Origin of the sequence: Ferruginibacter sp. (assembly GCF_049840995.1) — a bacterium.
Lineage (GTDB): Bacteria > Bacteroidota > Bacteroidia > Chitinophagales > Chitinophagaceae > Ferruginibacter.
On record NZ_JASGIP010000002.1, the window covers coordinates 1 to 26,699 of the forward strand.

Genomic DNA, 26,699 nt, shown 5'->3' on the forward strand with positions numbered 1-26,699 from the left:
ATATTGGCTGCCGATGACCAGGTACGCATCAATGAATTTATAGTAAAGGAAACGGCAGCATTGCGTTATCCTTCTATCAGGGCCAATACGGGGTTCAACTTCAGTCGCAGCCAGGCCGCAGCAGGACAATTATTGCTGAACCAGAGTTATGGTCCTTATGTGGGTGTGGGCATCAGCATACCGATCTACAATGGTTCTGCCTACAAACGACAGCAAAAAGTGGCGGAAATAAATGTGAAGAATGCAGAACTGGATAAACAAATATTATTGCGGGACTACAGTGCACAGGTAGTCAAATCTTTTCAATCGTATACTGCAGCATTAAAACAACTGGAAACAGAAAAAATAAACTATGATGTTTCTTCTAAGTTGGTGGATGTAGTGTTGAAACGTTTCCAGGCAAAAGTGGCCACCATTGTAGATCTTAAAAATGCACAGCAGAGTTTTGAAGAATCGGGCTACCGTTTAGTGAACTTAAATTATGCCGCCAAGGCTGCAGAGATAGAGTTGAAACGGCTGGCGAATATGCTGAGTTTGTAACACATGGTCTGACGCCCCCGTCTGACCATGTCTCACGATCTTACGCCCCGTCTGATCGTGTAGCGAAGCTTCAAAGCTGATGATCAGACGGGGCGTCAGATCATCAGCACCCGGTCAGACGTGGGCGTCAGACCGGGTAATAACTTTCAACACAGATTTTATCCGGTTCGCCTGGTGAATCAATTCCTGTTTTTCTTTACTCATAATGGTCACATGCCCCATTTTTCTTCCGGGCTTGGTTTCTTTTTTACCGTAGATATGTACAAATACATTATCGATCTGTAAGATCTCGTTCAATCCTTCATAATAAGCTTCACCGCTATAACCTTCAGCGCCCAGTAAATTCACAATAGCGGCAGGCAGGATATGATCGGTATTGCCCAAAGGATAATTCAGCATGATGCGCCAGAGCATATCAAACTGGCTGCTGTAATTGGCTTCAATGGTATGATGGCCGCTGTTATGCACCCTGGGTGCCGTTTCATTTACCAATACATTGTTATCAATATCCACAAACAGTTCCACTGCAAAAATGCCGGGACTTTTAAGATCCTTCACTACTTTTAATGCGATGGCTTCCGCCTTCCACAAAACTTTTTCAGGTAGTTCTGCGGGGCTCAGTTGAAAATCGAGCAGGTTCAGGCGGGTATCAAAAACCATATCCACCGGGGGATATAAAGTAGTTTCTCCTTTCTGGCTTACAGCAATAATGACTGCGATCTCTTTTTTTATCGCCACCAGCTTTTCCAGCACCGAAGGCGCATCAAAACCTTTTGCAAGGTCTTCTGGTTTTCTCAACAGCTCCACACCACGTCCGTCATAACCACCCATACCGATCTTATGTGCGGCGGGTAAAAAACTACCATGCTGCTGCAATTCGTTCTTGTTTTGTGTGATCACGAATTCACTGGTGGGGATCTCGTTTTTTTTGTAAAATTCTTTCTGTAATATTTTGTTCTTGATGGTTCTTAATGCGGATGGTTTAGGATATACTTTCACCCCTTCGGCTTCTAGTTTTTCCAGGGCTTCTTCATTCACACTTTCTATTTCAATAGTGATGGCATCCAATCCCTTACCAAAATTATAAACGTCGTCAAAATTCCTGATATCGCCTTTTGTAAAATGATGGCAAAGATGCGCTGCCGGGCAGGTGGTATCGTTCTCCATCACATAAGTTTCAACAGGATAATTTGCTGCAGCCTGTAACAGCATACGGCCTAATTGACCTCCGCCTAAAATTCCAACTTTTTGCATGTCGCAAATATAGAATGTAAGGAGATAAGTGATATAAGTTTTACTATCTTTGTTTCAAGATATGCAACCGGATTATCCACATAAATTATTTGCAGACAGGCGCAATAACTACTCCCTGTTAATGCTGGCATTGGCCATGGATTCGGTGCAATAAGTTTTCCCGCAGATACCGCTGAAAACGCAGAGTAGTGGTACGAAATATTTTTTCTGCGACATCCGCGACATCTGCGGGCCGTTTTTTCACTTCAAACTAAAACAATGGAAACAATTGCAAAGCAATCCAGGACAGATAATTCCGTAACAGATTTTTTACCCTTACAGGGAACGGACTACGTTGAATTTTACGTGGGCAACGCCAAGCAGGCTGCACATTTTTATAAAACCGCTTTCGGTTTTCAGAGCCTGGCCTATGCAGGCCCGGAAACAGGTATGAAGGATAAAGTAAGTTATGTGATCTGCCAGAACAAACTCACGTTTGTGTTGACCACGCCATTAAGAACCGGCAATGATATTGCCAACCATATCTACCTGCATGGAGATGGCGTAAAAGTATTGGCTTTGAAAGTGGATGATGCCACCAGCGCCTGGGAGGAGACGACCCAACGTGGGGGCAGATCTTATTTAAAGCCTACTACATTAAAAGATGATAATGGGGAAGTGGTTTTAAGCGGTATTCACACTTACGGCGAAACAGTACATTTATTTGTAGAAAGAAAAAATTACAACGGCGTTTTTATGCCCGGTTTCCGCGAATGGAAAACAAATTATAATCCTGCACCCACAGGCTTGTTGTATGTGGATCATTGTGTAGGCAATGTAGGCTGGAACCAGATGAACCCCTGGGTAAAATTTTACGAAGATGTGATGGGTTTCAGGAACATCTTAAGTTTTGATGACAAGGACATTTCCACCGAATATTCTGCATTGATGAGTAAAGTAATGAGCAATGGAAATGGTTATGTAAAATTTCCGATCAATGAACCCGCCGAAGGAAAAAAGAAAAGCCAGGTGGAAGAATACCTGGAATTTTACAATGGGGAAGGGGTACAGCATGTGGCCATTGCCACCGCTGATATTGTGGCTACGGTGAGCGATCTGCAAAGCCGTGGTGTGGAATTCCTCAAGATCCCGGAAAGTTATTATCAAACCGTGCTGGACAGGGTGGGCAAAATTGACGAAGACCTGGCGCCCCTGCAAAAACTGGGCATTTTGATAGACCGGGACGACGAAGGCTATTTGCTGCAGATATTCAGCAAGCCGCTGGAAGACAGGCCGACCTTATTCTTCGAGATCATACAGCGTAAAGGCGCCAAAAGCTTTGGCAAAGGCAATTTCAAAGCCCTTTTTGAAGCGCTTGAAAGAGAGCAGGAAATACGCGGAAATTTATAAACATGTGTGTAAAACCGCCCTCTAAAGGGCGGTTTTTTGTTTTTGGGCCGTTTTTTTAACAAATAAAACTTCATTTTTTTTATATTTTTACGTTTAAGAGGTAATCCAAAGTCTTTTAATGAAGCGTCTATTTGCAAACCTTATTTTAGCAGTATCAGTTGTTTTTTTCATTGAGGGCAAAGCCTTCTCCCAAACAGCTTTCAACGATTTCAGGGCTTCGGCCAAGCTTTCCAGCATTTTTACCAGTGCGGAAGACTCATTGAAAAAACAATTCGAGGAAAAAAAGCTTACATGGCCCCCGCAGGCAATGTATATCCGTTCGTTCAAATACGACCGGCAGCTGGAGGTTTGGGTAAAAGGCAATGCAAAAGAACCTTACAAACTTTTTAAGACCTATAAGATCTGTATGCAGAGCGGTACCATGGGCCCCAAGCGTATGCAGGGCGATTACCAGGTACCGGAAGGATTTTATTATATCAACGAGTTCAATCCCAACAGCAATTATCACTTGGCGCTGGGTTTAAATTATCCCAACGCATCCGATAAAATATTGAGTGATTCACTCCGCCCGGGCAATGCCATTTATATACACGGCAATTGTGTTTCCACCGGCTGTATCCCCATCAGCGACGCACCCATTGAAGAATTGTACATCATCGCCAGTAATGTAAAAGCAGCGGGGCAGCAGGATTTTATACCCGTGCATGTTTTTCCTGTGAAGTATAATGTAAAAAAATCGGCAGAATACCTTGCAGAAACTTTAAGAACAAAGCCTGCACTCATAGACTTTACCACCAAGCTGAAAGAAGCTTTTAATTTCTTTGAAGAAAAAAAGCAATTGCCTATCATCCTCGTTAATAAAAAAGGCGACTACTTAGTAGATTAAATATTTACGCTTCCTGCAATAATGCCTGTACAGTTTCAGTAGTACGTTGTGTAAGTAAGATCGTTTTCCCTTTTGTAAGTTCATCAAATTTTTCCCGGGTATAATGGCGGATGGTTAAAAGCGTCAATCCTTTTTTTACTTGCACATCAAATATTTCCGAAGCAGCCAGTGCCAGTTTTTCTATCTTTTCCGGTTTGTCATCCAGGCAGCACAATATATTGATAGCGCCGTTCTGTATCAGGTTGGGCCTTATCTTGATGTCAGAAAAAAGATCGTACAAACGGCTTACATATTCTTCTCCCACAAAAGAAAAATCCTTGGAACTCAGTTCCATCATCACCTGTTTATCTTTTACCACAATAACCGGCGGCAGGTTATGCACGGGCTTATTGCTGATGATGGTGCCTGCAAGATCGGGTTGTAAAAAACAGCGCACATGCAAGGGGATACCTTTATTCTGCAGCGGCTTAATGGTTTTAGGGTGAATGACCTGTGCACCATAATAGGCCATCTCTATCACCTCATCATAACTCAAAGCATCCAGGAATTTTGCATCGGGAAACTCTTTCGGATCCGCATTCATCACACCTTCCACATCTTTCCAGATGGTCTGGCTTTCGGCATTTAAAAGATTGGCAAAAATAGCAGCGCTGTAATCACTGCCTTCTCTTCCTAATGTGGTGCTTTCATTTTCATCCGTAGCGCCAATAAAGCCCTGTGTGATGATCACATCATATTCTTTAAAAAGCGGCTCAACAACAGCTGCAACTTTTTGCTGCGTATAAGGCCAGTCGATCGCTGCATCCCGGAAATTATCATCCGTGCGGATGATATCCCTTACATCGATCCATTTATTTTTTACACCGGCTTCGTTCAGGTAATCACTCATCATGGCCGTGCTTAGTAACTCACCACTGCACACCACCTGGTCGTAATAATAATCATATTCCCTTACCGGTTTATCATGCAGTAACCATTCTATCTCTGTAAAAAAATCCTTTAAATGATCTTCGGCCTGTTTCCAGTAAAGGGTGGTGAGGTATTTAAGGGTATCCAGGTGCTGTTGTTTTACCTGTTCAAATAATTGCAGCGCATCCTGCTGGCGGCCCTGGTAAAAGGCATCCACCACTTTTTCCAGCGCATTGGTGGTTTTGCCCATTGCAGAGATAATTACAAATATCTTTTCACCCTCGTAAGCCTTTAAGATCCTGCCTACATTTTGTATCCTTTCCACGCTGTTGATGCTGGCTCCCCCAAATTTAAAAACCTTCATTTAATTGTAGTTGATTAAGTTAATTCAGTAATTTAGCCCCGTTAAACCGATTTGCAAAAATCGTAAATCTTGCCCAATAAACACGGAAGTAAATTTAAATTATTGCATCACAACTGGCTACTATTATGAGTATCAACCGCAGAGTACAAACGCTGGATGAATTTACGATCCAGCAGTTACGTGATTTTCCAAAAGCTACCGGTGAATTATCAAACCTGTTAAGGGATATCGGCCTTGCTGCAAAGCGGGTGAACGTGGAAGTGAATAAAGCCGGCCTGGTGGATATACTGGGCGATGCCGGATCGATGAACGTGCAGGGTGAGGAAGTAAAAAAGCTGGACATATTTGCCAATAACCAGTTTGTAGGCGTGTTGCGGCACGGTATTAGTTGCGCAGGTATCGGCAGCGAAGAGCTGGATGATGTAGTGATATTTGATGATGAAGTAAGTAACAACAGTAAATATGTTTGCCTGTTCGATCCGCTGGATGGCAGCAGCAATATAGACGTGAATGTTTCTATCGGTACCATCTTCAGTGTGTACAGGAGGGTGAGTGAAATTGGCAAGCCGGCAACAGAAGCAGATTTTTTACAGCCGGGCACCAAGCAGGTGGCTGCAGGTTATATCATTTACGGATCTTCCACCATGATGGTATATGCCACCAGGCGTGGGGTGAATGGTTTTACACTGGATCAATCGATCGGAGAATTTACATTGAGTCACCCGAATATAAAATGCCCCGAATCTGGTAAATTCTATTCGGTGAACCATGGTAATTTTTTCCAGTACGAAGAAAATGTACGGAAATACATCAATGAATGCCAGCGCAAAACAAAAGATAACGGTGGGCCGTACACGCAAAGGTATATCGGCAGTATGGTGGCAGATATACACCGCAATTTGATCAAGGGTGGCATCTTTATGTATCCTGCGGTGCTTGATAAGCCCAAGGGCAAACTGAGGATCATGTACGAATGCAATCCCTGTGCCTTTATCATTGAAGTGGCAGGCGGCAAAGCCACCAACGGCAAACAAAGAATGCTGGAAGTGCAGCCCACAGGTTTGCACCAGCGCACGCCTTTTTTTGCAGGCAGTAAAGCAATGATGGAAGAACTGGAAACTTTTATGCAAGGATAATTTTTGGCGAATAACATGATAAATATCATCGACTATAAAACTGTTTACCAACCCGATTTTTACCGGCTCAATATTGCATGGCTGGATAAATATCATCTTACCGAAAGCCACGACCTGCAGATATTGAACGACCCGGAAGGAACGATCGTTGCCAATGGCGGATATATATGGCTGGCAATGGAAGATGATGTGGTAGTGGGCACTGCAGCCATCATCAAAGAAAGCGATGGTGCTTATGAACTGGCGAAGATGGCGGTGGATGATGCCTACCAGGGCAGGGGCATCAGTAAATTACTGATAGAAAAATGTATTGAAAAAGCAAAGGAAGTAGGAGCCACAAAACTGGAATTGTTTTCCAACTCACAACTTACCACTGCGCTGGAACTGTATAAAAAATATGGCTTTCACCACGTGGATGTAACCGGCTCGCCATTTGAAACAGCCGATGTAAAAATGGAAATGGCCTTATAAATTGTAATTATGAACACGATCATATCTGTAATGAACCTTACCAAGAACTACGGCAATTTTGAAGCTGTAAAAGGTATTTCTTTTGATGTAAAGGAAGGAGAGATATTTGGCTTACTGGGGCCCAATGGAGCCGGTAAATCCACCACGCTGGAGATCATTGAAACACTGCGGGATAAAACCAGCGGCGAAGTGATCGTGGATGGACTGGACCTGGATAAGAATCCGAATGATATTAAAAAGATCATAGGGGTGCAGTTGCAGACATCCGGTTTTTATCCCGGCCTTACGCTGGTGGAACTGATCCATTTATTTGGTGGTTTGTACAACCAGCCGGTTGACCCGATGGAATTATTAAAACTGGTGAACCTGGTAGATAAAGCAAAGAATAAATACAAGGAAATGAGTGGCGGGCAGAAACAACGGTTCTCTATTGCCACCACATTGATTAATAAACCCCGGATCATATTTTTAGATGAACCCACTACGGGTCTTGATCCACAGGCAAGAAGAAATTTGTGGGACCTGATAAAAGATATCCGTGCAAAAGGCACTACAGTTATTATCACTACGCATTACATGGACGAGGCAGAACAGCTTTGCGACCGTATTGCCATAATGGATGAAGGAAAAATAATTTCACTCGATTCCCCTGATAAAATGATCGACGACCTGGTGGCTACCGGTTTTGAAAAACCCAAGCAGGTTAAAGCCGCCAATTTAGAAGATGTTTTTATACACCTGACCGGCAAGGACATGAGGGATGAATAAACTCCACCGGTTGAATTTTAAATCTTAAATACCATATAAATGAAGAAGGTACTAGTATGTATGCTTGCAACAGCAGCAGTTTATTCCGTAACAGCGCAAACCAAACCAAAAACACCTGCAAAACCCGCAGCAAAACCTGTGGTTGCAAAAGGTACATTTAAAAACCTGGTGGATAGTTTTAGTTATGCTGCCGGTTACACGGTTGCCAATAATATGAAACAACAGCATATCAGTAAAGTGAATACGGCGATGATGCAACGTGCAATGGATGATGTATTAAAAGGTAAACAACCCTTGCTGACCAACGACCAGATGGCAGCCTGTATGCAGAAGCAAATGGATGTATTTTCCAAAGAAGCGTCGGCTGCAGAAATTGCAAAAGGCGTAGCTTTTTTAGATCTGAATAAAAAACGTAAGGAAGTGGTTACACTGCCGGATGGCCTGCAATACGAAGTGATCACCAAGGCACCGGACGCATCCATCAAACCAAGATTGATCGACACGGTGGTGGTGAATTATACAGGATCATTGGTAGATGGTACAGAATTCAACAACTCGTATAAAATGGGGCAGCCTGCCACATTTGTTGTATCGGGTGTTATTAAAGGCTGGATGGAAATATTGCAATTGATGAGTGTGGGCGATAAATGGAAAGTATATGTACCCACCGAACTGGCTTATTATTTAAGCCCGAGAGACCCGAACGTGATACCGCCGGGCGCAGCGCTTGTTTTTGAAATTTCACTGGAAGCCATCAAACCTTCAACCACACCATAATGCAAGAAGACCTGAGATACCCCATCGGTAAATATGAACCACAGCCTTTCTCTCAAAAACAATTAGAGCAATGGTTGCTGGACATCAAATACCTGCCGCAGCATTTAGAGAATGCTGTGGTGAACCTGGATGCGGCTCAACTGGATACACCCTACCGCGAAGGCGGCTGGATGGTAAAACAGGTGGTGCACCATGTGGCCGACAGTCACATGAATGCGTATATACGGTTTAAACTGGGGCTAACTGAAGAAAGCCCCGTTACCATCAGGCCTTATGATGAAGTGCAATGGGCGCAGCTGAAAGACTCATTGGAATTGCCCATCAATCTTTCATTGACCATACTGCATGCAATGCATACACGATGGTATCATATTTTAAAAGACCTTACAGAAACTGACCTCCAGAGAACGGTGTTCCACCCGGAGCATAAAAAAGAAATGACGCTCTGGTATTTGCTGGGCTCTTATGCCTGGCATGGCCGCCATCACACAGCGCATATCACCAGCCTGCGGGAAAGGATGAAATGGGGATAATTAAATGGTTAACTGGTTAAATTGTTAAATAGTTGTTCAATAGGGAAGAAGATATAAATACTATAAACAAATAAACCCGTAACCCGTAACGCTCAAACTCGTAACTATATAAAAAATGAAGTGGAAAATACTGGAATCTAAATACATCAGCAAGCATATTTATTTTACTGCACGGGAAGATAAATGTCAAAGGCCCGACGGGCAGATCGTGGATCCCTACTTTGTAGTGGAACTGCCGCCCAGCGCCTGTGCGATGGCTGTAACAGAAGATAACCAGGTAGTGCTGGTAAAACAATACCGCCATGCTATTGGCGAAACCATTTTAGAAATTCCCGGCGGCTTTATTGATGAAGGGGAAGATTATCAAAAAGCGATTGCGAGGGAACTGCTGGAAGAGACGGGTTATGAATTCAGTCGTTACGATTATGTTGGGAAGATAACGGCCAACCCCGGTATGCTGGACAATTATACTTATCTGTATTTAGCAAGAGGCGGCAAAAAAGTAGCCGCACAAAAGCTGGATCACAATGAAGATATAGAGTTGGTGACCGTACCGCTGGAAGATTTCAGGAAGATGTTACTGAACAACGAAATTGTGCAATCGCTGCACATGGCCTGTGTGTTCTACGCCTTTCAAAAAATGGATTCAGAAAAATAGTACTCAATAATTTACTTCTCCTACCAGGAATACGCTGCCACACACTATGATAAGGTCTGTGGCAGTTGCATTTTGTTTGGCTGCTTCCACGGCTGTATTCACATCATCAAAAACGGGGCCTGCTAAATTGAATGCACGGGCTTTTTGCTGCAATTCTTCCGCTGCCATGGCACGGGGTATATGTGCGTTGGCAAAATAATAATGAGCGCCCTGCGGCAGCAATGATAATACCTTATCCACTTCTTTATCTTTTACCATACCGATGATAAAATGGGTGGCAGTTGCATGGATGTTCAGCAACAGCAATTGATTCATTACCTGCTGTATGCCATCTTCATTATGCGCCACATCCAGCACCACCAGCGGTTTTTCGTGTATCACATCCCACCTGCCGTGCAGGCCGGTTAATTTTTTGGTGTTGGCCAAGGCGCTTTGCAATTGTTCATTACTGATCACAAAACCTTTTTGCTGCAGCAGGGTAGTGGCGCATAAAACGGTGCACAGGTTCTTTGTTTGATAGATACCATTCAGGTCGAGCGAAAAATTTTCTGTAACAGCATTCTTTGTTTGCTTTACGGAACAATGCAGTAACTGCGTGGTGAACTCAAGGTCGAACACTTTGTATTCCTCCTGCGCAAAATAAATGGGCGCATTGCATTCCGCAGCTTTATTTGTAAAAACATTTTTTGTTTCGGGTAGGTATTCGCCGATCACCACCGGTACATGGTCTTTAATGATGCCTGCTTTTTCTCCCGCAATAGCTTCCAGTGTATTACCAAGAATATTCATGTGGTCGTAACCGATATTGGTAATGACAGACAGAACCGGTGTGATGATATTGGTACTGTCCAGCCTGCCGCCAAGCCCTGTTTCAATTACAGCTACATCTACTTTTTGCTGTGCAAAATAATCGAAGGCCATTGCCACGGTCAATTCAAAAAAAGAAGGTTCGATGCTATCGCTTAATGTTTTGGTGCGTTCCACAAAATCCACCACAAATTCTTCGCTGATCATTGTACCATTCACTTTTATCCGCTCACCAAAATCTTTTAAATGCGGAGAGGTATACAAACCTGTTTTATAACCCGCCTGTTGCAACACCGCAGCCAGCATATGACTGGTACTTCCTTTACCATTCGTTCCGGCAATATGGATGCTTTTAAATTTATGTTGCGGATTATCCAGTCCTTCGCAGAGCGCCAGTGTATTGTGCAGGTCTTTTTTATAAGCAGCAGCACCGATACGGCTGAACATAGGCAGGTGCTGGTAAAGATATTCGATCGTTTGCTGATAGTTCATGAAAGAAGTGCAAAGTTATGAGTACAAAGTTAAGCGTACGTAGTACAATAACCAATGTGATCAGCTAAATAGTGGTTGAATGTTGAACGGAGTCCTGATAAGATCGGGACCAATGAAGCATCATATATGAACTGAAGCCGGTAAACAAAAAATGGATCAATGGAATAAGCCTTACTAAAAAATAAAGCCCTGTTTTAAACAGGGCTTTATAAAAATTTATGGATCGGGTTATTGCACCCTGAAATTAAATGGAACTGTTACCTGCGATTCGTGGTCGGCCTTGCTGAATTGTATATTCGGCAGGTAACCACGTATTGCTGTAGCATACCTTGAGTCACTACTGGTGGAGCCTTTGTCAAAACCTACAAAGGTTCCTCTGCCTTCCGGAGAAACTTTAATGATGGCATTGATGGTGGCTTTTTCCAACTCTCCGCTGAAAATATAATTATTGATAATCGTCCTGTCTCCTTTGCTTACACGTAAGCCGCTGCCGCCTGTTCTGCCACCCGGTGTGTTACCATAACTATCCGGTTTACCATTCGGGCTGCCGGCATCACCTTTACCACCGGGCTTATTGCCTTCGTAGCGGTAACCGTTATCTTCGGTAGCACCATTACCTGTACCGCCTTTAGGTCCACCATAACCGGCAATTTTTGGCTTTTGCGGTTTTGGTTCCGGTACCACGGCAGGCGTAGGTGTTTTTACAGGTTGTGCAACAGGTTCTTTGGGAATATTATTGTTCTTGGGTTCTGGCTTTACCGGTTTGGTAACAGGCGCAGCATCCTCATCTTTATTGTCTTCATCCGCCTGCAGGTCTTTGGCAGGTTCTTCGGTGGCAGGTGTAGCTGCCTGCTTTTGCTGTCCCGGATCTTCACCCGGCGCTTTTTCACCTTTTATCAAAGGCTGTACATTTCCCATGCCTTCATCCAGGTTGCCCAAATTAATTTCAATCAGGTCTTCCGCTATTGGTTTGGGGGCTTCCGGCAATTGCCATTTCCAGAAGATCGCGATCATTAATAACAAAGCGATTACTGTAGCAGTATAAAGAAATGCTTTCTGATTTTTTTCAGCCTCAAATGATGATGCAGACATAATAGGAGTATAGTGCATAGTAAAGATATTCAATTTTCTATAACGATGCAAAATCATACCAAAGTCAATAAGCATTGTTAAAAATTTAACAAAATAAGTTTAGCCACGGATTACACGGATTAACACAGATTTTTTGCCTTTATCAGTGAAAATCCGTGTAATCCGTGGCAAAAAAAAGCATCCGCTTTAGCGGATGCAATCAAAACTAAAAAGAACTATTATCAGGTAAGATCAGAATCTTAGTTTAACCATCTCCTCATCATAGAGGCTGAGGTCCTTTGTTTTTTCTGCACATTCCACAGATCAATTGCACCAAATGAACGGATGCGGTCTCCGTCGGTCTTTGCATCAACAGCAATGGTTTCTTTTGTTTCTTTTAACAATTCTTTCAGTTCGTCTTTGTTGATAGGGGCGCCAATGCCCATGACATCACTTTTCATATTTCTAGTTTTAAATTACAATTTGTTGTACCGTCTCAAGAACAGTTGTGAAAAACCTGGTTGGGCGGATTATTCAGTAGCTTATAGTGGTTGTATGTACCAGTTAAACGCAGTATTACCGAATTGCGCCGCAAATATACAAAGAATACAGGCCTGTTCTTTGTTAAAATAAGCAATAAAATATCACGCCAACGGGTATGTTGACCTGCTGAAACCCTTTGCTGTACTGCATTACAGTGTTTTTATTTTATCATGCCCAAATGAATGCTACCCGCTGAAAACAGGGGGATGTTTTATGAAAAAACGGAGGTAAAATGCTAATGAATCGCAGCAAGTTGATGAATGATCTTACTGATAGTGGTTTTATCAGCCGGCGATCTTGCAATAGACAATGCTTTTGTATAATGCTGCAATGCTTTTTGATTATCGATCGTGGTATACAAATTTCCCAGCAGCGAATAGTATAAATGATTATTGGTGAGCGCTAATTTCTCTGCTTCAATAATGGCTGCTGCTTTGCCGTTGGCTTTGGATAATGCATAAGTGCGGTTGAGCGCAGCAACAGGGGAGTACTCTACTTGCAATAACCGGTTGTACAATTGCAGAATGTTCTCCCATTTTTCGTGCGTATCTTTTTTCTGCGTGTGCCAGTAAGCGATAGCCGCTTCCAAATGATATTTGCTAAGCTGGTTGCCACGTGATGACAGGTTTAAATAAGTTTCTCCTTTTGCTACCAGTTCCCGGTTCCATAATCTTTCATCCTGGTCTTCGTACAATATCATTTCTCCGTTGGCATTGGTCCTTGCTTCAAAGCGGGATGCATGAAAAAACATGAGTGATAACAATGCGTTGGCTGCAGGTGTGTTGGTCTGTTCGTTTTCTGTCAGCATCAGTGTAAGCCGCATGGCTTCTACACATAGCTCTTTGCGTAACTGGGTGTTCTGCGAGGCGGAATAATATCCTTCACTGAATAATAAATATAAAGTAGTTAAAACGGTTTCGAGGCGATTGTGTATCTCGGCATGGACAGGTAATTCAATGGTTATTTTTTCTGTTCTTAGTTTTTCCTTGGACCGCTGCAATCTTTTATAGATCGTTTCTTTATTGCTTAAAAAAGCATCAGCAATTTCTTCGGCGCCAAAGCCGCAAAGAATATTGAGTGATAATCCGATCTGCGCTTCGGGCGGCAGGGCAGGGTGACAGATAGCAAACATCATCTGCAACTGGCTGTCGTAAATATTCTCATCGGAGAGATCCACTTCCGGTACCACAACATTTTCTTCAGCAGCTGTAACAGCTGGTGTTACCTTTTCTAAAAATATTTTATTCCTTCTTGAAAAATCGATCGCTTTATTTTTGGATACCCTGTACAACCATGCCACAGGATTTTCGGGCAAGCCTTTTAAGCCCCATGTTTCTGCTGCCTGTAAAAATGTATCGCTTACAATATCTTCGGCGGCAGCCATGTATTCAATACCAAACAGTTTACAGAGTACTGCAACGATCTTGCTGTATTCTGTACGGAACAAATGTGGTATCAACGTTTTTTCATTCATACTTGGTACTGTAAGTTAGCGCAGGTGGTCAACTTTTAAAAATCAACCACCTGCACCTGTTCACTTACATAGGTATTATCGTTCTCACTTCCACATTGCCACCTACGGCCAATATGGGACAGCCTTTTGATAATTCGGTGGCTTCTTCCAGCGATGCTGCTTTAATGATGGTATAACCACCTACTGCTTCCTTGGTTTCCACGTATGGTCCATTGGTGATAACATTATTCGGCCTGATAACATTGCCTTCGTGCGCCAGCCTGTTGCCGGCTGTTACCAGTTTGTTTTGTGCGGCAATGCTGCCGATCCAGTCCTGCCAGGGTTTCATCATAGCCTGTAACTGTTCGGGCGAAAGCACTGTTTGCGGCCCTGTATTTTCTCTTCTGAAGATCAATAAAAATTCCTGCATGGTGTTATAATTTTAAAGTTGTTGAATGATCATTTGTTGGAATGTAAACCCACCGTGTTGCCTTCTGTATCTGCAAAGAAACCCATAAAACCGATCTCATCAGTGATCTTTGTTTTAGGCATTAATATTTTTCCGCCTGCAGCTTCCACTTTGGAAAGCACGGCGCCCAGGTCGGGATTACCGTTCAGGTACACTTTAGTACCATCTGCAGCGGGTTTGTGCATGGGCCCCTGTACCAGGCTGCCCGAAACTTTTCCATCCATACTTTCCGAAGGGAACATGGCCATCTTCATGCCCATCATTTCCTGCTGCGCCAGCTGAATGCCAAAAATAGTTTCGTAAAATTTTGCGGCACGGCCCATTTCGCTTACCGGTATCTCGAACCAGTTGAGCGCATTTTCTTTTGCTGTCATTGTAAATGATTTTGAATGTTTAATAATTGTTTACATCATTATATCGAATGACTTTGCTGTAACTGGACAAACGCGGCAAAAAAATAATTTATTTTTTTTGCCGGGAACATATCGCACCGTTTTACTAAATGTAAGTACTTTTTATTTCAGGCAGCGGCTATGGATATTAAACCAGCCTGTGGTATATTTGGCACTATGAATTACGACCTGTTACTGAGCAGTATTGCAAAGCATGTTGATCTTACTGACGATGAACATCAACAACTGGTTGCAGCGCTTTCTTTTAAAAAAGTAAAAAAGAAACAATTCCTTTTGCAGGAAGGCGAGATCAACAAACAGGGCCTATTTGTTACCAGCGGCTGCCTGCGCAGTTATTCCATCGATAAAAATGGTTTTGAACACATATTGCAGTTTGCACCTGCGGGCTGGTGGATCGCCGACATGCGCAGCATGATCACCCAGCAACCGGGTACATTGTATATCGATGCGGTATACGATAGTGAGCTGGTAGTGATCAGTAAAAACGATATTGATCAATTATACCTGGCCATTCCAAAACTGGAACGCTTCTTCCGCATTTTAGCGGAGAATTCGCTGGCCACTTACCAACACCGGTTGATAGATAATCTTAGCCTGTCCGCACTGGAGCGCTATGGTAATTTCTGCAAGCGTTATCCTTCCCTCATCGAAAATCTTCCGCAAAAACAGGTGGCGGCCTATATTGGCGTTACACCCGAGTTCCTCAGCAAGATGGTGAATAAAGTACCTTCCAAAAAGTAAAACTTAACCTGGATTAAGTTTTTGGCTTAACCTACATTATTTTTCCCGGCAGTATTGCATAGTACTTTTGTTCTGTTAAAAAAAAGGAGTTACAATGAACAGGACAACCATACTGGTGGCAGGAATGAATGAAGTAATGCTTCAGTTGCCTGCAAACCGGTTACCGCAAAATGATGAATGGCAATTAGTAGCCGCATCTACTGCTGAAGAAGCTATTGAAAAATTTCACCAGGCCGATTTTGATGTGGTGGTTCTTTGCAAGGACGTAGTTGCAGACGAACGCAAACTGCGCCGCATTTTCACCCATCAGAAAGATGACCTGATCATTTTACAAAACAGCAGTGATGAACTGCCTGCAGCAGCAATAAAAACTGCCTTGCAAAAAAAGAACAGCAGCAACCGGCGTACATTTTCTATCACCGATGATGCATTGAAAAATGCCATGCTGCCCATAAACATTCAATAAAAAATTAAAAGGAACAATATGAAAAAAGCAATTGAAAGAATTATAAAAAGACCCGCTCAACCAGGTATGGTGGGTGATGGTTTCAGGGTATACAATTTTATACCCGGTGCCAATATTTCGCAAAGAAGGATCAGCCCTTTCCTGATGCTGGACTTTGCAGCTGAATTTAATTTTAAACCCAGCGAAACGGTAAGAGGCGTAGGCGTGCACCCGCACAAAGGATTTGAAACCGTTACGATCGCTTATAAAGGCAGCGTGGCGCATAATGACAGTGCCGGCAACAGCGGTATCATCAATCCCGGTGATGTACAATGGATGACTGCAGGCTCGGGTATACTGCATAAAGAATACCACGAAAAAGAATTCTCCAAAAAAGGTGGTTTGTTTGAAATGGTGCAGTTATGGGTCAATCTTCCTAAAAAAGATAAATCCACAACGCCACACTATCAATCGATCACTGCAGAACAGATGGGAAAGATAGCCTTGCCTGAAAATGGTGGTGTGATAAATGTGATCGCCGGATCATACAATGATACAACAGGCCCGGCCGCCACTTATTCTCCTGTGAACCTTTTTGATATTAAATTGAACAAAGGCGGTGCTGCAACCATACCAGTTGCTGCAACACATAACACCGCTTTATTGCTGATCAATGGCAATGTAACAGTGAATGGCCAGAAAGTGGATGAACATAGTTTTGTACTGTTCAAAAACGAAGGCGAAGAGATACAGTTAGATGCAACAGAAGATGCAGTGGTATTGTTAATGAGCGGCGAACCGATCAATGAACCTATTGCCAGCTATGGTCCGTTTGTAATGAACACACAGGCGGAAATTTACGAAGCGATAGAAGAATTCCAGGAAGGTAAATTCGGCGTACTGGAATAAAATACGGCCATGCTGCAAGATCAATTTTTAAAAGTTATATTTTTACAGGGAAGCCAGGTTTTATAACCTGGCCTTCCTTCTTAAAAGATCAACAATGAAAAAAGCAATTGAACATATTTTACTGGGCAGGGAAAAACAGATCACTAAAGAAGAAACGGTATTGCAACCCCTGCCGCACAAGGATTTCAGGTTTGCAAATCCTTTTATTGTTTTACACCATTTATTACCGCAATATATTCAGCCCGGCTCCAAACACCGCATTAATCCGCATCCGCACCGCGGTTTTGCCCCGGTTACATTTGTATTGCAGGGCGAAGGTTATCACAAGGATACGGCAGGGCATGATGAGACCGTGAAAGCAGGCGATGTGCAATGGATGTTTGCCGGCAGCGGCCTTTTGCACAGTGAAGGACCTACACAACATCTTTTAGACAATGGCGGCACCAATGAATTCATACAGTTATGGATCAATGCACCTAAAGCACATAAACTGGATGCTCCGAGTTACCAGGCCGCAGGTAAAGACCAATTGCCCAAAGTGCTGGAGCAGGAAGGGGTGCAATTCAGACTGGCAAGCGGTGCCTACGATGGTAAAACAGGACCTATAAAAAGTTTTACGCCCATAATTTCGATGATCGGTGAAATTGAGAAAGGCAAACGGGTACAGTTTACTGCCACGCCCGGTTACTGGACCTTACTGTATGTGACACATGGCCGTGTGGATGTGAATATGGAAACCATTACCGAACATAACCTGGTGGTTTTTGAAAAAGAAAATGACGAGATCATTGTGTGTGCAGAAGAAGATGCACAGCTGTTATTTTTATCGGCCGAACCGATTGATGAACCCGTGGCAGCAAAAGATAATTTTGTGATGAATACAGCAGAGGAAATTGAACAGGCCATGAATGATTACCGCAACGGAAAATTTGGTACATTGAGTTATTAAATCACCATCAGATAAATAATATGAAACCGGAGTACGAACAGAATCCCTTTGACCAAGAATGAAACAGCCCACCGTTTTGAAATGGATGTTGACGGGCAAATTGCCATCATTGTGTATGAAGAAACACATTTTAAAATGACCCTGCTGCATACAGAAGTGCCGCCTGCACTGGAAGGCAAGGGCGCAGCAACCGCCATCATTGAAAAAACACTGGAGTATATTGAAAAGAACCATTACAGGCTGGTGCCGCTTTGTCCCATGGTGGTGGCATACATCAAACGCCATCCTGAATGGAAAATGATATTGGATGAAAGTGTAAGAGATAATTATTAACAGCAACAGTTATGCAATACAAACTGGAAAAACCTGTAAGCGGCACCATCGGCACCGTTAAATACCAATGCACCATTCAATGGCGCAACGGCACTTTTATTGCAGATGAACCGGTAAAGACCGGTGGCCTGGATACTGGCCCTGATCCTTTTACTTTATTGCTGGCATCATTGGTCTCGTGCACATTGGCTACGCTGCGCATGTATATCGACCGTAAGCAATGGGATATACCCAATATTGCTGTAAGCGCCAACATGTTTCAAACCAAACAGGGAGAAGAACTGCAGACCTTTTTAGATCGTGATATCAGTTTTCCCGGAGTGGAAGTAAGTGCCGAGCAGAAAGACCGGCTGGCAGAGATCGCGGCGAACTGCCCGGTATCAAAAATACTGGAAGGCAATACCAAAGTGCGCACTTATGTATATCATGAAGAAGATGTGGACAAGAAAATAAAATACAGCAATGGCGATGATATTACGGTGGTATGGAAACCGGAGTTGTGTAAACATTCCGGCCGCTGCGTAACACAATTGCCGCAGGTGTTCAATTTAAAAGCGCATCCCTGGGTAAATGCCAACGGTGCCGATTCGCAGACCATTATTGACCAGGTGAATAAATGCCCTACAGGAGCGCTTTCTATTCAAAAAAATAATTAGTTCAATTCTTTATTTTCATGGATCGTTGCAATAAGACCTGCAACGATCTTTTTTATTGCTGCAAGTGTTGCTTCATCCGTAATAGTATTGTCTGCATTGATCTTTGTTCGTACAAATTGTACCAGTAATTGCAGTTGATCCACATTCTTCGCTTCAATGGTTCGCAATGTTTCCAGTAATGCAGCATGCCCTGCACGGCCATCGGTGGAAGCGGTGATCAATGCCGTGGGTTTGTTGGAAAATTCATTGGTGGAAACACACCAGTCGATCGCATTCTTTAAAGAACCGGGCACGCCATGCGCATATTCTGGTGTGCAGATGATCACGGCATCGGCATCGCTGATCTGTTTCCTGAAATGATCTACTGCGGGTATCTCATTATCCGTATTGTCCGGGTTAAACTGCGGCAGGTCCGCCAGGCCTTCAAAAATATTGCAATCCAGTTCTTCTTTGTATAAAAAAGCAATGGCCTTTAGTAAGTTAGCGTTGGAAGAATTCTTTCTTGTACTGCCCGAAATGGCGAATATTTTTTTTAGTGCTGCCATAATAAATTGCCTTTGGTACGGTTTTTAATATAATTGCACCGCCGGGATAAAATTAGTTATTAAATTATTCCCCACGGGTTGGCTTTAACCGAATTTTAGCATAATTGTCGATAAATTTGTCGTCTAAACATTAAAATATCAATATGAAAAAATTTACATTGATGGTATTGGCTGTTGCAGCCGTTTCGTTTGCAAGTGCACAGGGCATTTTGAGCAAGATAAAAAAAGCCACTTCCAAAGACAGCAGTGGTAATATTTTATCGGGTGTTAATAAAACCATTTCAGGTGGTACAAGCGGCAAAGGGCTTACCAACGATGAGATCATCAGCGGTTTAAAAGAAGCATTGAGTATTGGCGCCGACAGCGCTTCAAAAAGGCTGAATAAAACCGATGCCTTTTTTGCCAATGCGGCCATTAAAATATTAATGCCGGAAGAAGCCAAGAAAGCAGAAGCTACTTTGCGTAAAGCAGGCCTGGGTTCGCTGGCGGATAAAGCGATCTTATCTATGAACAGGGCAGCAGAAGATGCAGCGGGCGGAATATCCAGCATTTTTATTGATGCGGTAAAACAAATGAGTGTGACCGATGGTTTGAAAATATTACAGGGCGGCGACTTTGCTGCTACGGATTACCTGAAAGCCAACACCACCGCCAAGCTTACAGAAAAAATGCGCCCGGTGATAGATGCATCGCTGGCTAAAGTAAATGCCACCAGCTACTGGAAAGAAGTATTTACAGCGTATAACAAATTGTCTTTCAGCAAAACACCTGTTAATACCGATCTTTCAGCCTACGTTACCGAAAAAGCCATGAGTGGCATTTTCTACTCTATTGGCCAGGAAGAACAGAAGATACGTAAAGACCCTGCTGCACAGGTTACTTCTTTATTAAAGAAAGTATTTGGAAAATAATCACTTATCAATATATAACTGCAGGTTTACTGCAGTTTAAATAAAGCCGGAATTTATTTCCGGCTTTGTTTTTGATGCAGGTATAAGGGAATGCCCGGTGGAAAAATGCCTGTTGCAAAAACAGATTATAATACTTAAATTTATAAGAGTTCTTTATTTCGCTATTATCAATCATTTAAAACAAGCTATATGAATTATCTCCATCGCTTAGAGCTTTGGGGTGAAAGTCATCACTCCAAATGGCTTGATATTGTAAGAGTAGCATTAGGTGCATTTATCTGCTACAAAGGCATCAGCTTTCTTGCCAACATGAGCACATTACTCGGGTTGCTCAGCAGTACCAATATGAATTCCGGATCTTTCGCCCTGCTTCTTTTGGGGCAATTTATTGTGATCGTTCATTTACTCGGCGGTTTTTTCATCATGATAGGCCTTCACACAAGGCTGGCCTGCCTTTCCCAGATACCCATCCTTATCGGTGCAATTGTTTTACTTCGTGTATCCGGCAGTGGTAGCCTGGCATCCCAGGATATGGTAACAACAATAGTAGTATTGGCGCTGTTACTGTTGTTCCTGGTAATGGGAAATGGCCCCTGGTCGTATGATAGAATGTTTGTGGAAGAAAAGAAGAGATAAGTTCAATCAACACTTTATCTGACAACCAGTTGAATTAAAAAGATACCTGTGCTGTAAGCGCAGGTATCTTTTTTTATGTTACTTCAATTTAAATCTCCATCCTGCATACAGCATGCGGCCGGTTACAGGGCCCCATACCATCGATGCATCAAATGATGTGCTGAAGGGTTGATCCGCAGCAACAATCACATTTTTCTGAATAAAACCGGTGAGGTTCTCGCTGCCGATATAAAAGTCCATAGGGTGCTTTTTACCAACGGTCTTACTTACCTGTGCATTCATCAATACATAAGAAGGGGAGTAAGCCGGTAGCTGGTATTGTGCCGGGCTGGATTGTGTATTGGGGATCCTTTTGCTGCCATTGTAAGTAATGGTGTAATCCAGTTTCCAGCCGCTGATACTATAAGCCAGGTTGGCAAATGCACGGTGCGGCGCCACCAATGGGCGTTGCAATAACTGGTTGCCATAAGTGGTCTTTACATCAAAATAGCGATAGGCCAGTCTTGCTTCCAGTTTATTAAACGGTTCAAAATTTATTTCGGCCTGTGCGCTGTTGGAATAAGATCTTCCGCTGAGGTTATAAAACTTTACCTGTGTGGGATCTTCCAGGTCCACCACCACCTGTTTATTGAAATCATTCCTGAAAAAATCCACGCTCAGCAGCGCATCCCGCTGAAATAATTTGAACTTCTGATCAATGCTGATCCCTTTGTTCCAGGCCACTTCTGCATCCAAACCATAAGCGAGGCCCGTTTTATTAGTAATGATATTTACCTGGCGGGAACTTACAAACACGCTCATATTCTCTGCCAGGATATTGGCAGTACGCTGGCCACGGCCTGCACTGATCCTGATGGTGGTGCCCTTTACAGGTTCGTAACGTACATGCACACGGGGCGTTGCAAAAAAGCCGTACAGGTTATTGTGATCACCGCGGATGCCCGCTATCACACTGAATTTGGTATTGGGTGTGTAAGTATATTCAAAAAAAGCGCCGGGTACTTTTTCATTGCGTGTATACTGTACCGTTTTAAAGTCCTCATCGTACTTATCCATTAAAAAACTAAAACCTGTTCTGAACTTATGCTGCGTGTTATTGATAATGGATTGATAAATAAGATTGGCATAAAAATTCTTTTGCTCTGCATTGTAAGTTGTTAATCCAAAATAAGAATCCTGCTGGTGGTCGATAGCAGATAACTGCAAACCGATACTTTTGTACTTCTTTTCCGGGAATACATAGCCGATCTTTGCAAATGCTTCGTAGCGTTGCGTGTTGATACCAAGGCCATATTTACTGGTACTCTGCCGGTCTTTGGCAGGATCAAAATCCGTTTGCCCGCCGGTTCTTTTATCCGTAAGCACTTTTACACCAAACTGTGTGAGAAATCCTTTGCCATCATCATATTTCCAGCGGTTGATGAGATTGAACTGGTTGCCGGTGGGCAGATCACGAAAACCATCTTTATTAAAATCAAGCTTGTTGTTGCTTAAAAAATCATCGTGCAGCAATAAACCGGTGGACCATTTTTTCCCGATCTTTTTTGCGAGGTTGAGATTAAGATCTGTCTTGCCAAAATCGTTTACATATACGTTGGCAAATAATGATTCACTGTTCTCCGGTTTTTTTAATTCCACGTTCACCTGGCCGGCAATGCTTTCGTAACCATTGGCAACGGAGCCAATACCTTTTGTAAGTTGAATCGATTCCACCCAGGGGCCTGCAATAGAATTCAATCCCAGTGGCGTTGCAATGCCCCTGGGGCCGGGCAAATTCTCAACGGTGAGTTGTGTATAATTGCCATTTAAACCCAGTAACTGTATTTGCTTAGATCCGGTAACAGCATCGTTATACGATACATCCACCGAAGGATTCGTTTCAAAACTTTCGCTGAGGTTACAGCATGCCGCTTTGAACAATTCCTTATCGGTCATCACCTGTGTACGGATGGGATTGACTGCAGAAAGATAAGTGGAGCGCTGTTTGGATACCACGGTTACTTCTTTCAGCTGATGGTTGGCAGCTAAAATGATCTTCAGTTCATTCATATCGGTTACAGTTACGGTATCGGGCCTGTACCCTGTATAACTGATGATGAGCCTGCTGTTCACGCCATCATGCGGTATCAAAAAAACACCGTTGCTGTCCGTTGAAACACCTTTGCCCGAATGCAGCCACATAATGCTGGCGCCTGTTAATGGCGTAAAGGCTCCTTTTTTTCCTGTTTCCAGTACCACGCCTTTTATCACATGCACTATATCAATGTTTTTATCGACAATATCAGGTACATTCTTTTCGATCACACTGTCTTTTTGAAATAACTGCAAGGTATCTGTATTACTCTCGTGCAACATCTTGTCCATCTCCCTGTAATGACAGCAGGAAGGCAAGGCATTGTACACATTATCATTTGCTTTTTTGGTATCGATATCATGCCCTGCAGCAACAATACGGTTCTGTATCTTTTCAAGCGAAACCTGCGCAGGATTGTAAGTAAGGTTTAATAATTTACTGTCGATATCCCAATTGGCTTTTTTAATGCCTTTTATTTTTAACACGCCTTCAATGCGCTGCTTGCATTGCTCGCAGGCGCCATGCACCATAAAGCTGATGCTGGTATCTTTTGCCATTGGTTTGCTGACCTGTGCAAAAGATGGCCCTGCTGCAAAAACAAACAACAGCAGTATAAAATATGGTATCATTTTCATCTTCATAAAATTTTAAAAGGTACCGGTACGTTTAACATACCGGTACCGGGCCATCAACTTTTTTCTTTTTTCACTTTCACCAGTTCCATACCGCATTTAGGACATTTACCGGGCTTATCGCTGGTGACATCCGGGTGCATAGAACAGGTATAGCTCTTTGTTTTTTCTTTTTTCACTTTTACCAGGTCCATGCCGCACTTAGAACATTTACCAGGCTCGTTGCTGGTAACTTCGGGGTGCATTGGACAGGCGTATATTTTTTCTTTTTTTGCCTTTACCAGGTCCATACCGCATTTGGAACATTTACCGGACTTATCGCTGGTAACTTCCGGGTGCATGGGACAGCTGTATTTTGCTTTTTGAGCAACAGCAGCAGTAGCAGGTTTTTTGTCGTTTTGTGCAAACAGTACGGTGCCTGTGATCAGCGCAAACGCAAGGATGATCATTTTTTTCATTGTTGATTGTATTTTATGATGATGAAATGTTGCTCTCTAAGGTCAATATCAATTAACAGCTATGCAACATTGACTGTTACAAAAAATTAATTACTGTATTGAAAATTGACGGGTGGCTGTATATAACAGCGGGAGCGGAGCGCTCCGATAAGAGAAGGATCAGATGCGGTAAACGCAATTCATTATATAAACGGGAACAGTTCGATCTGGTGGTGCATGGCTGGTGTTGGCCAATACAACCGTTTCAGTTACCGGTACTGTAAAACTAAACGCAGTTACAGGTATATCCAGCTCGCTGAAATGTTTTGTAAAAGCGACGCTGCCTGCATCCGTATTTACATGGCTGTCCTTTAATTTTAAGGTCTTGAATTTTGTTTTGCAGCAGCCTTTCATTGCAGCGGAGTTGCTGCATTTTTCTTTTGCTTCCTGCACCAGTGTAAGACTGGTGGATTTTAATTTACCACAGCAATAAAATTGCTTTACGCCAATGCCCAATACAGAAAGGGCATATACGGAAAGAAATAATATGGCGGCAATTTTTTTCATTACTTATTGTAAAGATACAATTATTGTGGCATCCCGGTTTTATAATTATGTGAAATTAACAGGACGCGGCCATTATTTTTTCTGAAGCGCCCATATATCATTACTGTAAATGAACTCCGTATGATCCGGCGTGCCGCCATATTTTCCACCGGTGATGTATATTTTATTATTGAACACGGTGGCTGCAATGCCGCCTCTTGGCGACCAGGGAGCGCTTTGCCCCAACCAGTTCTTACCATCTTCACTTACCAGCACCTGGCTATTAAAACTGCCATTGCGGTTGCAACCCAACAGCCATATCCTGTTATCGTATACCACTGGCGTGTAGCCCACCAACCGTTCTCCTTTTGCAATTTCAGGTGTTACCTGCTGCCAGTTCAATCCATCTGTTGAACTCCACACATCATTATCGAGTAAAAATAATTTTCCTTTAAAAACAACTACCTGTGCGCCGCTTTTTGCCCCCATAGGAATAGTATCTTTTTGTTTTAACCAGTTCACAGCATCTGTGGAATTCCATATATCGGCATATTTTGTTGTTTTATCTTCTCCACTAATGATCCATATTTTATGATCAAATACAAAAGGATGATAGAAGAAACGATTGGGTAAATTACTTTGGGAAGAAATGATCGCCCATTGTTTAAGATCAGTGCTTTTATATATTTCCGGTTTAAAACTGAACTGTTCAATATTGCCTTCAAAATGACCGAGGCCATACATTGCATCGCTGAAATAAATATAATCGAGGAAGGCAAGGTTGTCAATAGCATTGGGCAAGGGCGACTTTATCCAGTTCTTTCCATCAACCGAGTACCAGTTGCCATCCGGGTGAAACACCCATGCGGTATCATGTACCGTGAACATTTGAAAATTATAACTCTTTTTCCAGGGAGCGCTGTCGGTGATCTTTACCCATTGATAAGTGGAGTCAAGGATATTTTTTTCAACGTTTGATACAGGCGTATCTTTTTTATCATTGCTGCCGGCGCATGCAGCAAAACATAACAGTAGTATCGCAAAGGAATACCGCATCATAAACATGGGTTTAGTTAATGGTCTTATCCCGTGGTATCTCAGGCGCTTTCAATCTGCTGACCGAACTGCAGCATGTAACCGTTATTATCATAAATAGCAAATTCTCTCATCTGCCATTCAAAATTATCTATTGCATACACCACGCTTACTTTATCTTTCAGTGATTGCCATAATTCATCTACCGCATTGGTGCGGATGTAAAAGGAACCCGTGAACGTGGGTTGACTGAAAGGAATATGTGCATTGGGTTTGGCGAGCATGATCTCCACCTCATCTTTATGCAGCGATGCCCATCCCCATTCTTCATTTCTTTCTGCACAGGTAAAACCCAGTATGCCTGTGTAAAAATCAATGGTCTCCTGCAAAGCATTGGTGTATAACATCGGGTGCAGTGCTGTAAATTTCATATTGCTGTTGGGTTAAATTTCTTTTGTGTAAACATTTTTGTTATGAAATTCCATCCATCTATCCGGTGCAGCAATGTCCTTCCATCCAAACTGGCGGTATAAGCCATGTGCATCGCCGGTGAGCAATATCCATCTTCTCAAACCCTGTAAGGACGGGTGTTGCATCACTTCTTCCATCAGCCATTTGGAAAGCCCGTTACCACGGAATGCAGGTAATACATATACATCACCCAGGTAAGCAATGGTGGCATAATCCGAAATGATCCTTGCATATCCTACCTGTTGTTCTTTATAAAACACGCCAAAGTTCAGCGAATTTTCTGCCGCATTTTTTACTGTTTCAAAAGGAATGTTCTTACTCCAGTAAGCTTCCTTACTAAGAAACTGATGAATGGCCTGCAGGTCCATTTTAGTTTTATCTGTTGTCAACCAGAAATCGCCACGCTGCACTGTAATACTGTCCATGCTTTGTAAGATTAATTTGCT

32 protein-coding genes are annotated in these 26,699 nt (G+C 42.8%); 17 read left to right on the plus strand and 15 right to left on the minus strand.

From position 1 onward, the window contains the following. On the plus strand, positions 1-540 hold a 540-nt coding region (locus tag QM738_RS01080; RefSeq protein WP_462274826.1), incomplete at its 5' end, for a TolC family protein. Between the two features lie 114 nt (positions 541-654). Here the strand turns inward: QM738_RS01080 and QM738_RS01085 are convergent. Continuing rightward, positions 655-1,794: a 5-(carboxyamino)imidazole ribonucleotide synthase gene (locus tag QM738_RS01085; RefSeq protein ID WP_462274827.1), complete on the minus strand. Its 1,140-nt coding sequence runs from the start codon at positions 1,792-1,794 to the stop codon at positions 655-657. Positions 1,795-2,052: 258 nt separating this feature from the next. Here QM738_RS01085 and hppD point away from each other — a divergent pair, with 258 nt between their 5' ends. Together hppD and QM738_RS01095 are read left to right on the plus strand one after the other, a co-directional pair. Continuing rightward, positions 2,053-3,183, plus strand: coding sequence for a 4-hydroxyphenylpyruvate dioxygenase (gene hppD, locus QM738_RS01090; protein ID WP_462274828.1), 1,131 nt, complete (start codon positions 2,053-2,055; stop codon positions 3,181-3,183). Between the two features lie 118 nt (positions 3,184-3,301). Next, positions 3,302-4,069: a L,D-transpeptidase family protein gene (locus tag QM738_RS01095; protein WP_462274829.1), complete on the plus strand. Its 768-nt coding sequence runs from the start codon at positions 3,302-3,304 to the stop codon at positions 4,067-4,069. 4 nt (positions 4,070-4,073) lie between these two features. On the opposite strand, the gene QM738_RS01100 is transcribed toward QM738_RS01095, so the two are convergent. Beyond that, positions 4,074-5,342, minus strand: a complete 1,269-nt coding sequence (locus QM738_RS01100; RefSeq protein ID WP_462274830.1) for an aspartate kinase — start codon at positions 5,340-5,342, stop codon at positions 4,074-4,076. Positions 5,343-5,467: 125 nt separating this feature from the next. Between QM738_RS01100 and fbp the strand changes: the two genes are divergently transcribed. The 6 genes from fbp to QM738_RS01130 all read left to right on the plus strand — a co-directional run bounded on the left by fbp (position 5,468) and on the right by QM738_RS01130 (position 9,685). Next, positions 5,468-6,478, plus strand: a complete 1,011-nt coding sequence (gene fbp / locus QM738_RS01105) for a class 1 fructose-bisphosphatase (protein ID WP_462274831.1) — start codon at positions 5,468-5,470, stop codon at positions 6,476-6,478. 15 nt (positions 6,479-6,493) lie between these two features. Then, on the plus strand, positions 6,494-6,949 hold the full coding sequence (locus QM738_RS01110) for a GNAT family N-acetyltransferase (RefSeq protein WP_462274832.1): 456 nt from the start codon (positions 6,494-6,496) through the stop codon (positions 6,947-6,949). A gap of 9 nt (positions 6,950-6,958) precedes the next feature. Beyond that, positions 6,959-7,717, plus strand: coding sequence for an ABC transporter ATP-binding protein (locus QM738_RS01115; protein WP_462274833.1), 759 nt, complete (start codon positions 6,959-6,961; stop codon positions 7,715-7,717). A 39-nt stretch (positions 7,718-7,756) separates the two neighbouring features. Beyond that, positions 7,757-8,494 carry an FKBP-type peptidyl-prolyl cis-trans isomerase gene (locus QM738_RS01120; RefSeq protein ID WP_462274834.1) on the plus strand — a complete coding sequence of 246 codons (738 nt, stop codon included), beginning with the start codon at positions 7,757-7,759 and terminating at the stop codon, positions 8,492-8,494. Next, positions 8,494-9,027 carry a YfiT family bacillithiol transferase gene (locus QM738_RS01125; protein WP_462274835.1) on the plus strand — a complete coding sequence of 178 codons (534 nt, stop codon included), beginning with the start codon at positions 8,494-8,496 and terminating at the stop codon, positions 9,025-9,027. The genes QM738_RS01120 and QM738_RS01125 overlap by 1 nt, the downstream gene beginning before the upstream one ends. Before the next feature lie 115 nt (positions 9,028-9,142). Then, on the plus strand, positions 9,143-9,685 hold the full coding sequence (locus QM738_RS01130) for an NUDIX hydrolase (protein WP_462274836.1): 543 nt from the start codon (positions 9,143-9,145) through the stop codon (positions 9,683-9,685). Positions 9,686-9,688: 3 nt separating this feature from the next. Here the strand turns inward: QM738_RS01130 and QM738_RS01135 are convergent, their stop codons facing one another. The 6 genes from QM738_RS01135 to QM738_RS01160 all read right to left on the minus strand — a co-directional run bounded on the left by QM738_RS01135 (position 9,689) and on the right by QM738_RS01160 (position 14,894). Next, positions 9,689-10,984 (minus strand): bifunctional folylpolyglutamate synthase/dihydrofolate synthase, encoded by a 1,296-nt coding sequence (locus QM738_RS01135; RefSeq protein ID WP_462274837.1) that lies wholly within the window; start codon positions 10,982-10,984, stop codon positions 9,689-9,691. A 228-nt stretch (positions 10,985-11,212) separates the two neighbouring features. Further along, on the minus strand, positions 11,213-12,076 hold the full coding sequence (locus tag QM738_RS01140) for a hypothetical protein (protein ID WP_462274838.1): 864 nt from the start codon (positions 12,074-12,076) through the stop codon (positions 11,213-11,215). Positions 12,077-12,315: 239 nt separating this feature from the next. Continuing rightward, positions 12,316-12,516: a hypothetical protein gene (locus tag QM738_RS01145; RefSeq protein WP_462274839.1), complete on the minus strand. Its 201-nt coding sequence runs from the start codon at positions 12,514-12,516 to the stop codon at positions 12,316-12,318. Between the two features lie 317 nt (positions 12,517-12,833). Further along, positions 12,834-14,072, minus strand: coding sequence for an RNA polymerase sigma factor (locus QM738_RS01150; RefSeq protein WP_462274840.1), 1,239 nt, complete (start codon positions 14,070-14,072; stop codon positions 12,834-12,836). A 64-nt stretch (positions 14,073-14,136) separates the two neighbouring features. Further along, on the minus strand, positions 14,137-14,481 hold the full coding sequence (locus QM738_RS01155) for a YciI family protein (RefSeq protein ID WP_462274841.1): 345 nt from the start codon (positions 14,479-14,481) through the stop codon (positions 14,137-14,139). 29 nt (positions 14,482-14,510) lie between these two features. Continuing rightward, a complete protein-coding gene (locus QM738_RS01160) occupies positions 14,511-14,894 on the minus strand; it encodes a VOC family protein (protein ID WP_462274842.1) in 384 nt (127 codons plus the stop codon). A 159-nt stretch (positions 14,895-15,053) separates the two neighbouring features. Here QM738_RS01160 and QM738_RS01165 point away from each other — a divergent pair, with 159 nt between their 5' ends. The 6 genes from QM738_RS01165 (at position 15,054) to QM738_RS01190 (ending at position 18,966) form a co-directional block, all read left to right on the plus strand. Further along, a complete protein-coding gene (locus QM738_RS01165; RefSeq protein WP_462274843.1) occupies positions 15,054-15,674 on the plus strand; it encodes a Crp/Fnr family transcriptional regulator in 621 nt (206 codons plus the stop codon). A gap of 94 nt (positions 15,675-15,768) precedes the next feature. After that, positions 15,769-16,140, plus strand: a complete 372-nt coding sequence (locus QM738_RS01170) for a hypothetical protein (protein WP_462274844.1) — start codon at positions 15,769-15,771, stop codon at positions 16,138-16,140. A gap of 18 nt (positions 16,141-16,158) precedes the next feature. Continuing rightward, positions 16,159-17,028, plus strand: a complete 870-nt coding sequence (locus QM738_RS01175; RefSeq protein ID WP_462274845.1) for a pirin family protein — start codon at positions 16,159-16,161, stop codon at positions 17,026-17,028. Between the two features lie 94 nt (positions 17,029-17,122). After that, positions 17,123-17,977 carry a pirin family protein gene (locus QM738_RS01180; protein ID WP_462274846.1) on the plus strand — a complete coding sequence of 285 codons (855 nt, stop codon included), beginning with the start codon at positions 17,123-17,125 and terminating at the stop codon, positions 17,975-17,977. A gap of 48 nt (positions 17,978-18,025) precedes the next feature. Next, complete coding sequence (locus QM738_RS01185) at positions 18,026-18,310, plus strand: GNAT family N-acetyltransferase (protein ID WP_462274847.1); 285 nt, start codon at positions 18,026-18,028, stop codon at positions 18,308-18,310. A gap of 11 nt (positions 18,311-18,321) precedes the next feature. After that, positions 18,322-18,966 (plus strand): (4Fe-4S)-binding protein, encoded by a 645-nt coding sequence (locus QM738_RS01190; protein ID WP_462274848.1) that lies wholly within the window; start codon positions 18,322-18,324, stop codon positions 18,964-18,966. Here QM738_RS01190 and QM738_RS01195 read toward each other — a convergent pair. After that, positions 18,963-19,511 carry an NADPH-dependent FMN reductase gene (locus tag QM738_RS01195; RefSeq protein WP_462274849.1) on the minus strand — a complete coding sequence of 183 codons (549 nt, stop codon included), beginning with the start codon at positions 19,509-19,511 and terminating at the stop codon, positions 18,963-18,965. The two genes, QM738_RS01190 and QM738_RS01195, sit on opposite strands and share 4 nt — an antisense overlap. A gap of 143 nt (positions 19,512-19,654) precedes the next feature. Between QM738_RS01195 and QM738_RS01200 the strand changes: the two genes are divergently transcribed. Together QM738_RS01200 and QM738_RS01205 are read left to right on the plus strand one after the other, a co-directional pair. Then, positions 19,655-20,422: a DUF4197 domain-containing protein gene (locus tag QM738_RS01200; RefSeq protein WP_462274850.1), complete on the plus strand. Its 768-nt coding sequence runs from the start codon at positions 19,655-19,657 to the stop codon at positions 20,420-20,422. Between the two features lie 189 nt (positions 20,423-20,611). Then, positions 20,612-21,058 carry a DoxX family protein gene (locus tag QM738_RS01205; protein ID WP_462274851.1) on the plus strand — a complete coding sequence of 149 codons (447 nt, stop codon included), beginning with the start codon at positions 20,612-20,614 and terminating at the stop codon, positions 21,056-21,058. 78 nt (positions 21,059-21,136) lie between these two features. Here QM738_RS01205 and QM738_RS01210 read toward each other — a convergent pair whose 3' ends face one another. The 6 genes from QM738_RS01210 to QM738_RS01235 form a co-directional block, all read right to left on the minus strand. Further along, positions 21,137-23,767, minus strand: coding sequence for a carboxypeptidase-like regulatory domain-containing protein (locus tag QM738_RS01210; protein WP_462274852.1), 2,631 nt, complete (start codon positions 23,765-23,767; stop codon positions 21,137-21,139). Between the two features lie 53 nt (positions 23,768-23,820). Then, positions 23,821-24,222 carry a heavy metal-binding domain-containing protein gene (locus QM738_RS01215; protein WP_462274853.1) on the minus strand — a complete coding sequence of 134 codons (402 nt, stop codon included), beginning with the start codon at positions 24,220-24,222 and terminating at the stop codon, positions 23,821-23,823. A 159-nt stretch (positions 24,223-24,381) separates the two neighbouring features. Then, entirely contained in the window at positions 24,382-24,768 is a 387-nt protein-coding gene (locus QM738_RS01220) for an HYC_CC_PP family protein (RefSeq protein ID WP_462274854.1), read from the minus strand. 72 nt (positions 24,769-24,840) lie between these two features. Beyond that, positions 24,841-25,806, minus strand: coding sequence for a Kelch repeat-containing protein (locus QM738_RS01225; RefSeq protein WP_462274855.1), 966 nt, complete (start codon positions 25,804-25,806; stop codon positions 24,841-24,843). A 38-nt stretch (positions 25,807-25,844) separates the two neighbouring features. Then, positions 25,845-26,213, minus strand: a complete 369-nt coding sequence (locus tag QM738_RS01230) for a VOC family protein (protein ID WP_462274856.1) — start codon at positions 26,211-26,213, stop codon at positions 25,845-25,847. 12 nt (positions 26,214-26,225) lie between these two features. Beyond that, positions 26,226-26,678 (minus strand): GNAT family N-acetyltransferase, encoded by a 453-nt coding sequence (locus tag QM738_RS01235; protein ID WP_462274857.1) that lies wholly within the window; start codon positions 26,676-26,678, stop codon positions 26,226-26,228. Positions 26,679-26,699 lie beyond the last annotated feature (21 nt).

What these genes read in the sequence shown, in the direction of transcription:
- QM738_RS01120 (WP_462274834.1), top strand. Translation starts at nt 7,757, where the DNA reads ATGAAGAAGGTACTAGTATGTATGCTTGCAACAGCAGCAGTTTATTCC.
- QM738_RS01205 (WP_462274851.1), top strand. Translation starts at nt 20,612, where the DNA reads ATGAATTATCTCCATCGCTTAGAGCTTTGGGGTGAAAGTCATCACTCC.
- QM738_RS01190 (WP_462274848.1), top strand. Translation starts at nt 18,322, where the DNA reads ATGCAATACAAACTGGAAAAACCTGTAAGCGGCACCATCGGCACCGTT.
- QM738_RS01200 (WP_462274850.1), top strand. Translation starts at nt 19,655, where the DNA reads ATGAAAAAATTTACATTGATGGTATTGGCTGTTGCAGCCGTTTCGTTT.
- QM738_RS01135 (WP_462274837.1), bottom strand. Translation starts at nt 10,984, where the DNA reads ATGAACTATCAGCAAACGATCGAATATCTTTACCAGCACCTGCCTATG.
- QM738_RS01085 (WP_462274827.1), bottom strand. Translation starts at nt 1,794, where the DNA reads ATGCAAAAAGTTGGAATTTTAGGCGGAGGTCAATTAGGCCGTATGCTG.
- QM738_RS01230 (WP_462274856.1), bottom strand. Translation starts at nt 26,213, where the DNA reads ATGAAATTTACAGCACTGCACCCGATGTTATACACCAATGCTTTGCAG.
- QM738_RS01155 (WP_462274841.1), bottom strand. Translation starts at nt 14,481, where the DNA reads ATGCAGGAATTTTTATTGATCTTCAGAAGAGAAAATACAGGGCCGCAA.
- QM738_RS01195 (WP_462274849.1), bottom strand. Translation starts at nt 19,511, where the DNA reads ATGGCAGCACTAAAAAAAATATTCGCCATTTCGGGCAGTACAAGAAAG.
- fbp (WP_462274831.1), top strand. Translation starts at nt 5,468, where the DNA reads ATGAGTATCAACCGCAGAGTACAAACGCTGGATGAATTTACGATCCAG.
- QM738_RS01175 (WP_462274845.1), top strand. Translation starts at nt 16,159, where the DNA reads ATGAAAAAAGCAATTGAAAGAATTATAAAAAGACCCGCTCAACCAGGT.
- QM738_RS01145 (WP_462274839.1), bottom strand. Translation starts at nt 12,516, where the DNA reads ATGAAAAGTGATGTCATGGGCATTGGCGCCCCTATCAACAAAGACGAA.
- hppD (WP_462274828.1), top strand. Translation starts at nt 2,053, where the DNA reads ATGGAAACAATTGCAAAGCAATCCAGGACAGATAATTCCGTAACAGAT.
- QM738_RS01235 (WP_462274857.1), bottom strand. Translation starts at nt 26,678, where the DNA reads ATGGACAGTATTACAGTGCAGCGTGGCGATTTCTGGTTGACAACAGAT.
- QM738_RS01210 (WP_462274852.1), bottom strand. Translation starts at nt 23,767, where the DNA reads ATGAAAATGATACCATATTTTATACTGCTGTTGTTTGTTTTTGCAGCA.
- QM738_RS01110 (WP_462274832.1), top strand. Translation starts at nt 6,494, where the DNA reads ATGATAAATATCATCGACTATAAAACTGTTTACCAACCCGATTTTTAC.
- QM738_RS01100 (WP_462274830.1), bottom strand. Translation starts at nt 5,342, where the DNA reads ATGAAGGTTTTTAAATTTGGGGGAGCCAGCATCAACAGCGTGGAAAGG.
- QM738_RS01125 (WP_462274835.1), top strand. Translation starts at nt 8,494, where the DNA reads ATGCAAGAAGACCTGAGATACCCCATCGGTAAATATGAACCACAGCCT.
- QM738_RS01225 (WP_462274855.1), bottom strand. Translation starts at nt 25,806, where the DNA reads ATGATGCGGTATTCCTTTGCGATACTACTGTTATGTTTTGCTGCATGC.
- QM738_RS01180 (WP_462274846.1), top strand. Translation starts at nt 17,123, where the DNA reads ATGAAAAAAGCAATTGAACATATTTTACTGGGCAGGGAAAAACAGATC.
- QM738_RS01095 (WP_462274829.1), top strand. Translation starts at nt 3,302, where the DNA reads ATGAAGCGTCTATTTGCAAACCTTATTTTAGCAGTATCAGTTGTTTTT.
- QM738_RS01140 (WP_462274838.1), bottom strand. Translation starts at nt 12,076, where the DNA reads ATGTCTGCATCATCATTTGAGGCTGAAAAAAATCAGAAAGCATTTCTT.
- QM738_RS01220 (WP_462274854.1), bottom strand. Translation starts at nt 24,768, where the DNA reads ATGAAAAAAATTGCCGCCATATTATTTCTTTCCGTATATGCCCTTTCT.
- QM738_RS01130 (WP_462274836.1), top strand. Translation starts at nt 9,143, where the DNA reads ATGAAGTGGAAAATACTGGAATCTAAATACATCAGCAAGCATATTTAT.
- QM738_RS01160 (WP_462274842.1), bottom strand. Translation starts at nt 14,894, where the DNA reads ATGACAGCAAAAGAAAATGCGCTCAACTGGTTCGAGATACCGGTAAGC.
- QM738_RS01170 (WP_462274844.1), top strand. Translation starts at nt 15,769, where the DNA reads ATGAACAGGACAACCATACTGGTGGCAGGAATGAATGAAGTAATGCTT.
- QM738_RS01165 (WP_462274843.1), top strand. Translation starts at nt 15,054, where the DNA reads ATGGATATTAAACCAGCCTGTGGTATATTTGGCACTATGAATTACGAC.
- QM738_RS01150 (WP_462274840.1), bottom strand. Translation starts at nt 14,072, where the DNA reads ATGAATGAAAAAACGTTGATACCACATTTGTTCCGTACAGAATACAGC.
- QM738_RS01115 (WP_462274833.1), top strand. Translation starts at nt 6,959, where the DNA reads ATGAACACGATCATATCTGTAATGAACCTTACCAAGAACTACGGCAAT.
- QM738_RS01215 (WP_462274853.1), bottom strand. Translation starts at nt 24,222, where the DNA reads ATGAAAAAAATGATCATCCTTGCGTTTGCGCTGATCACAGGCACCGTA.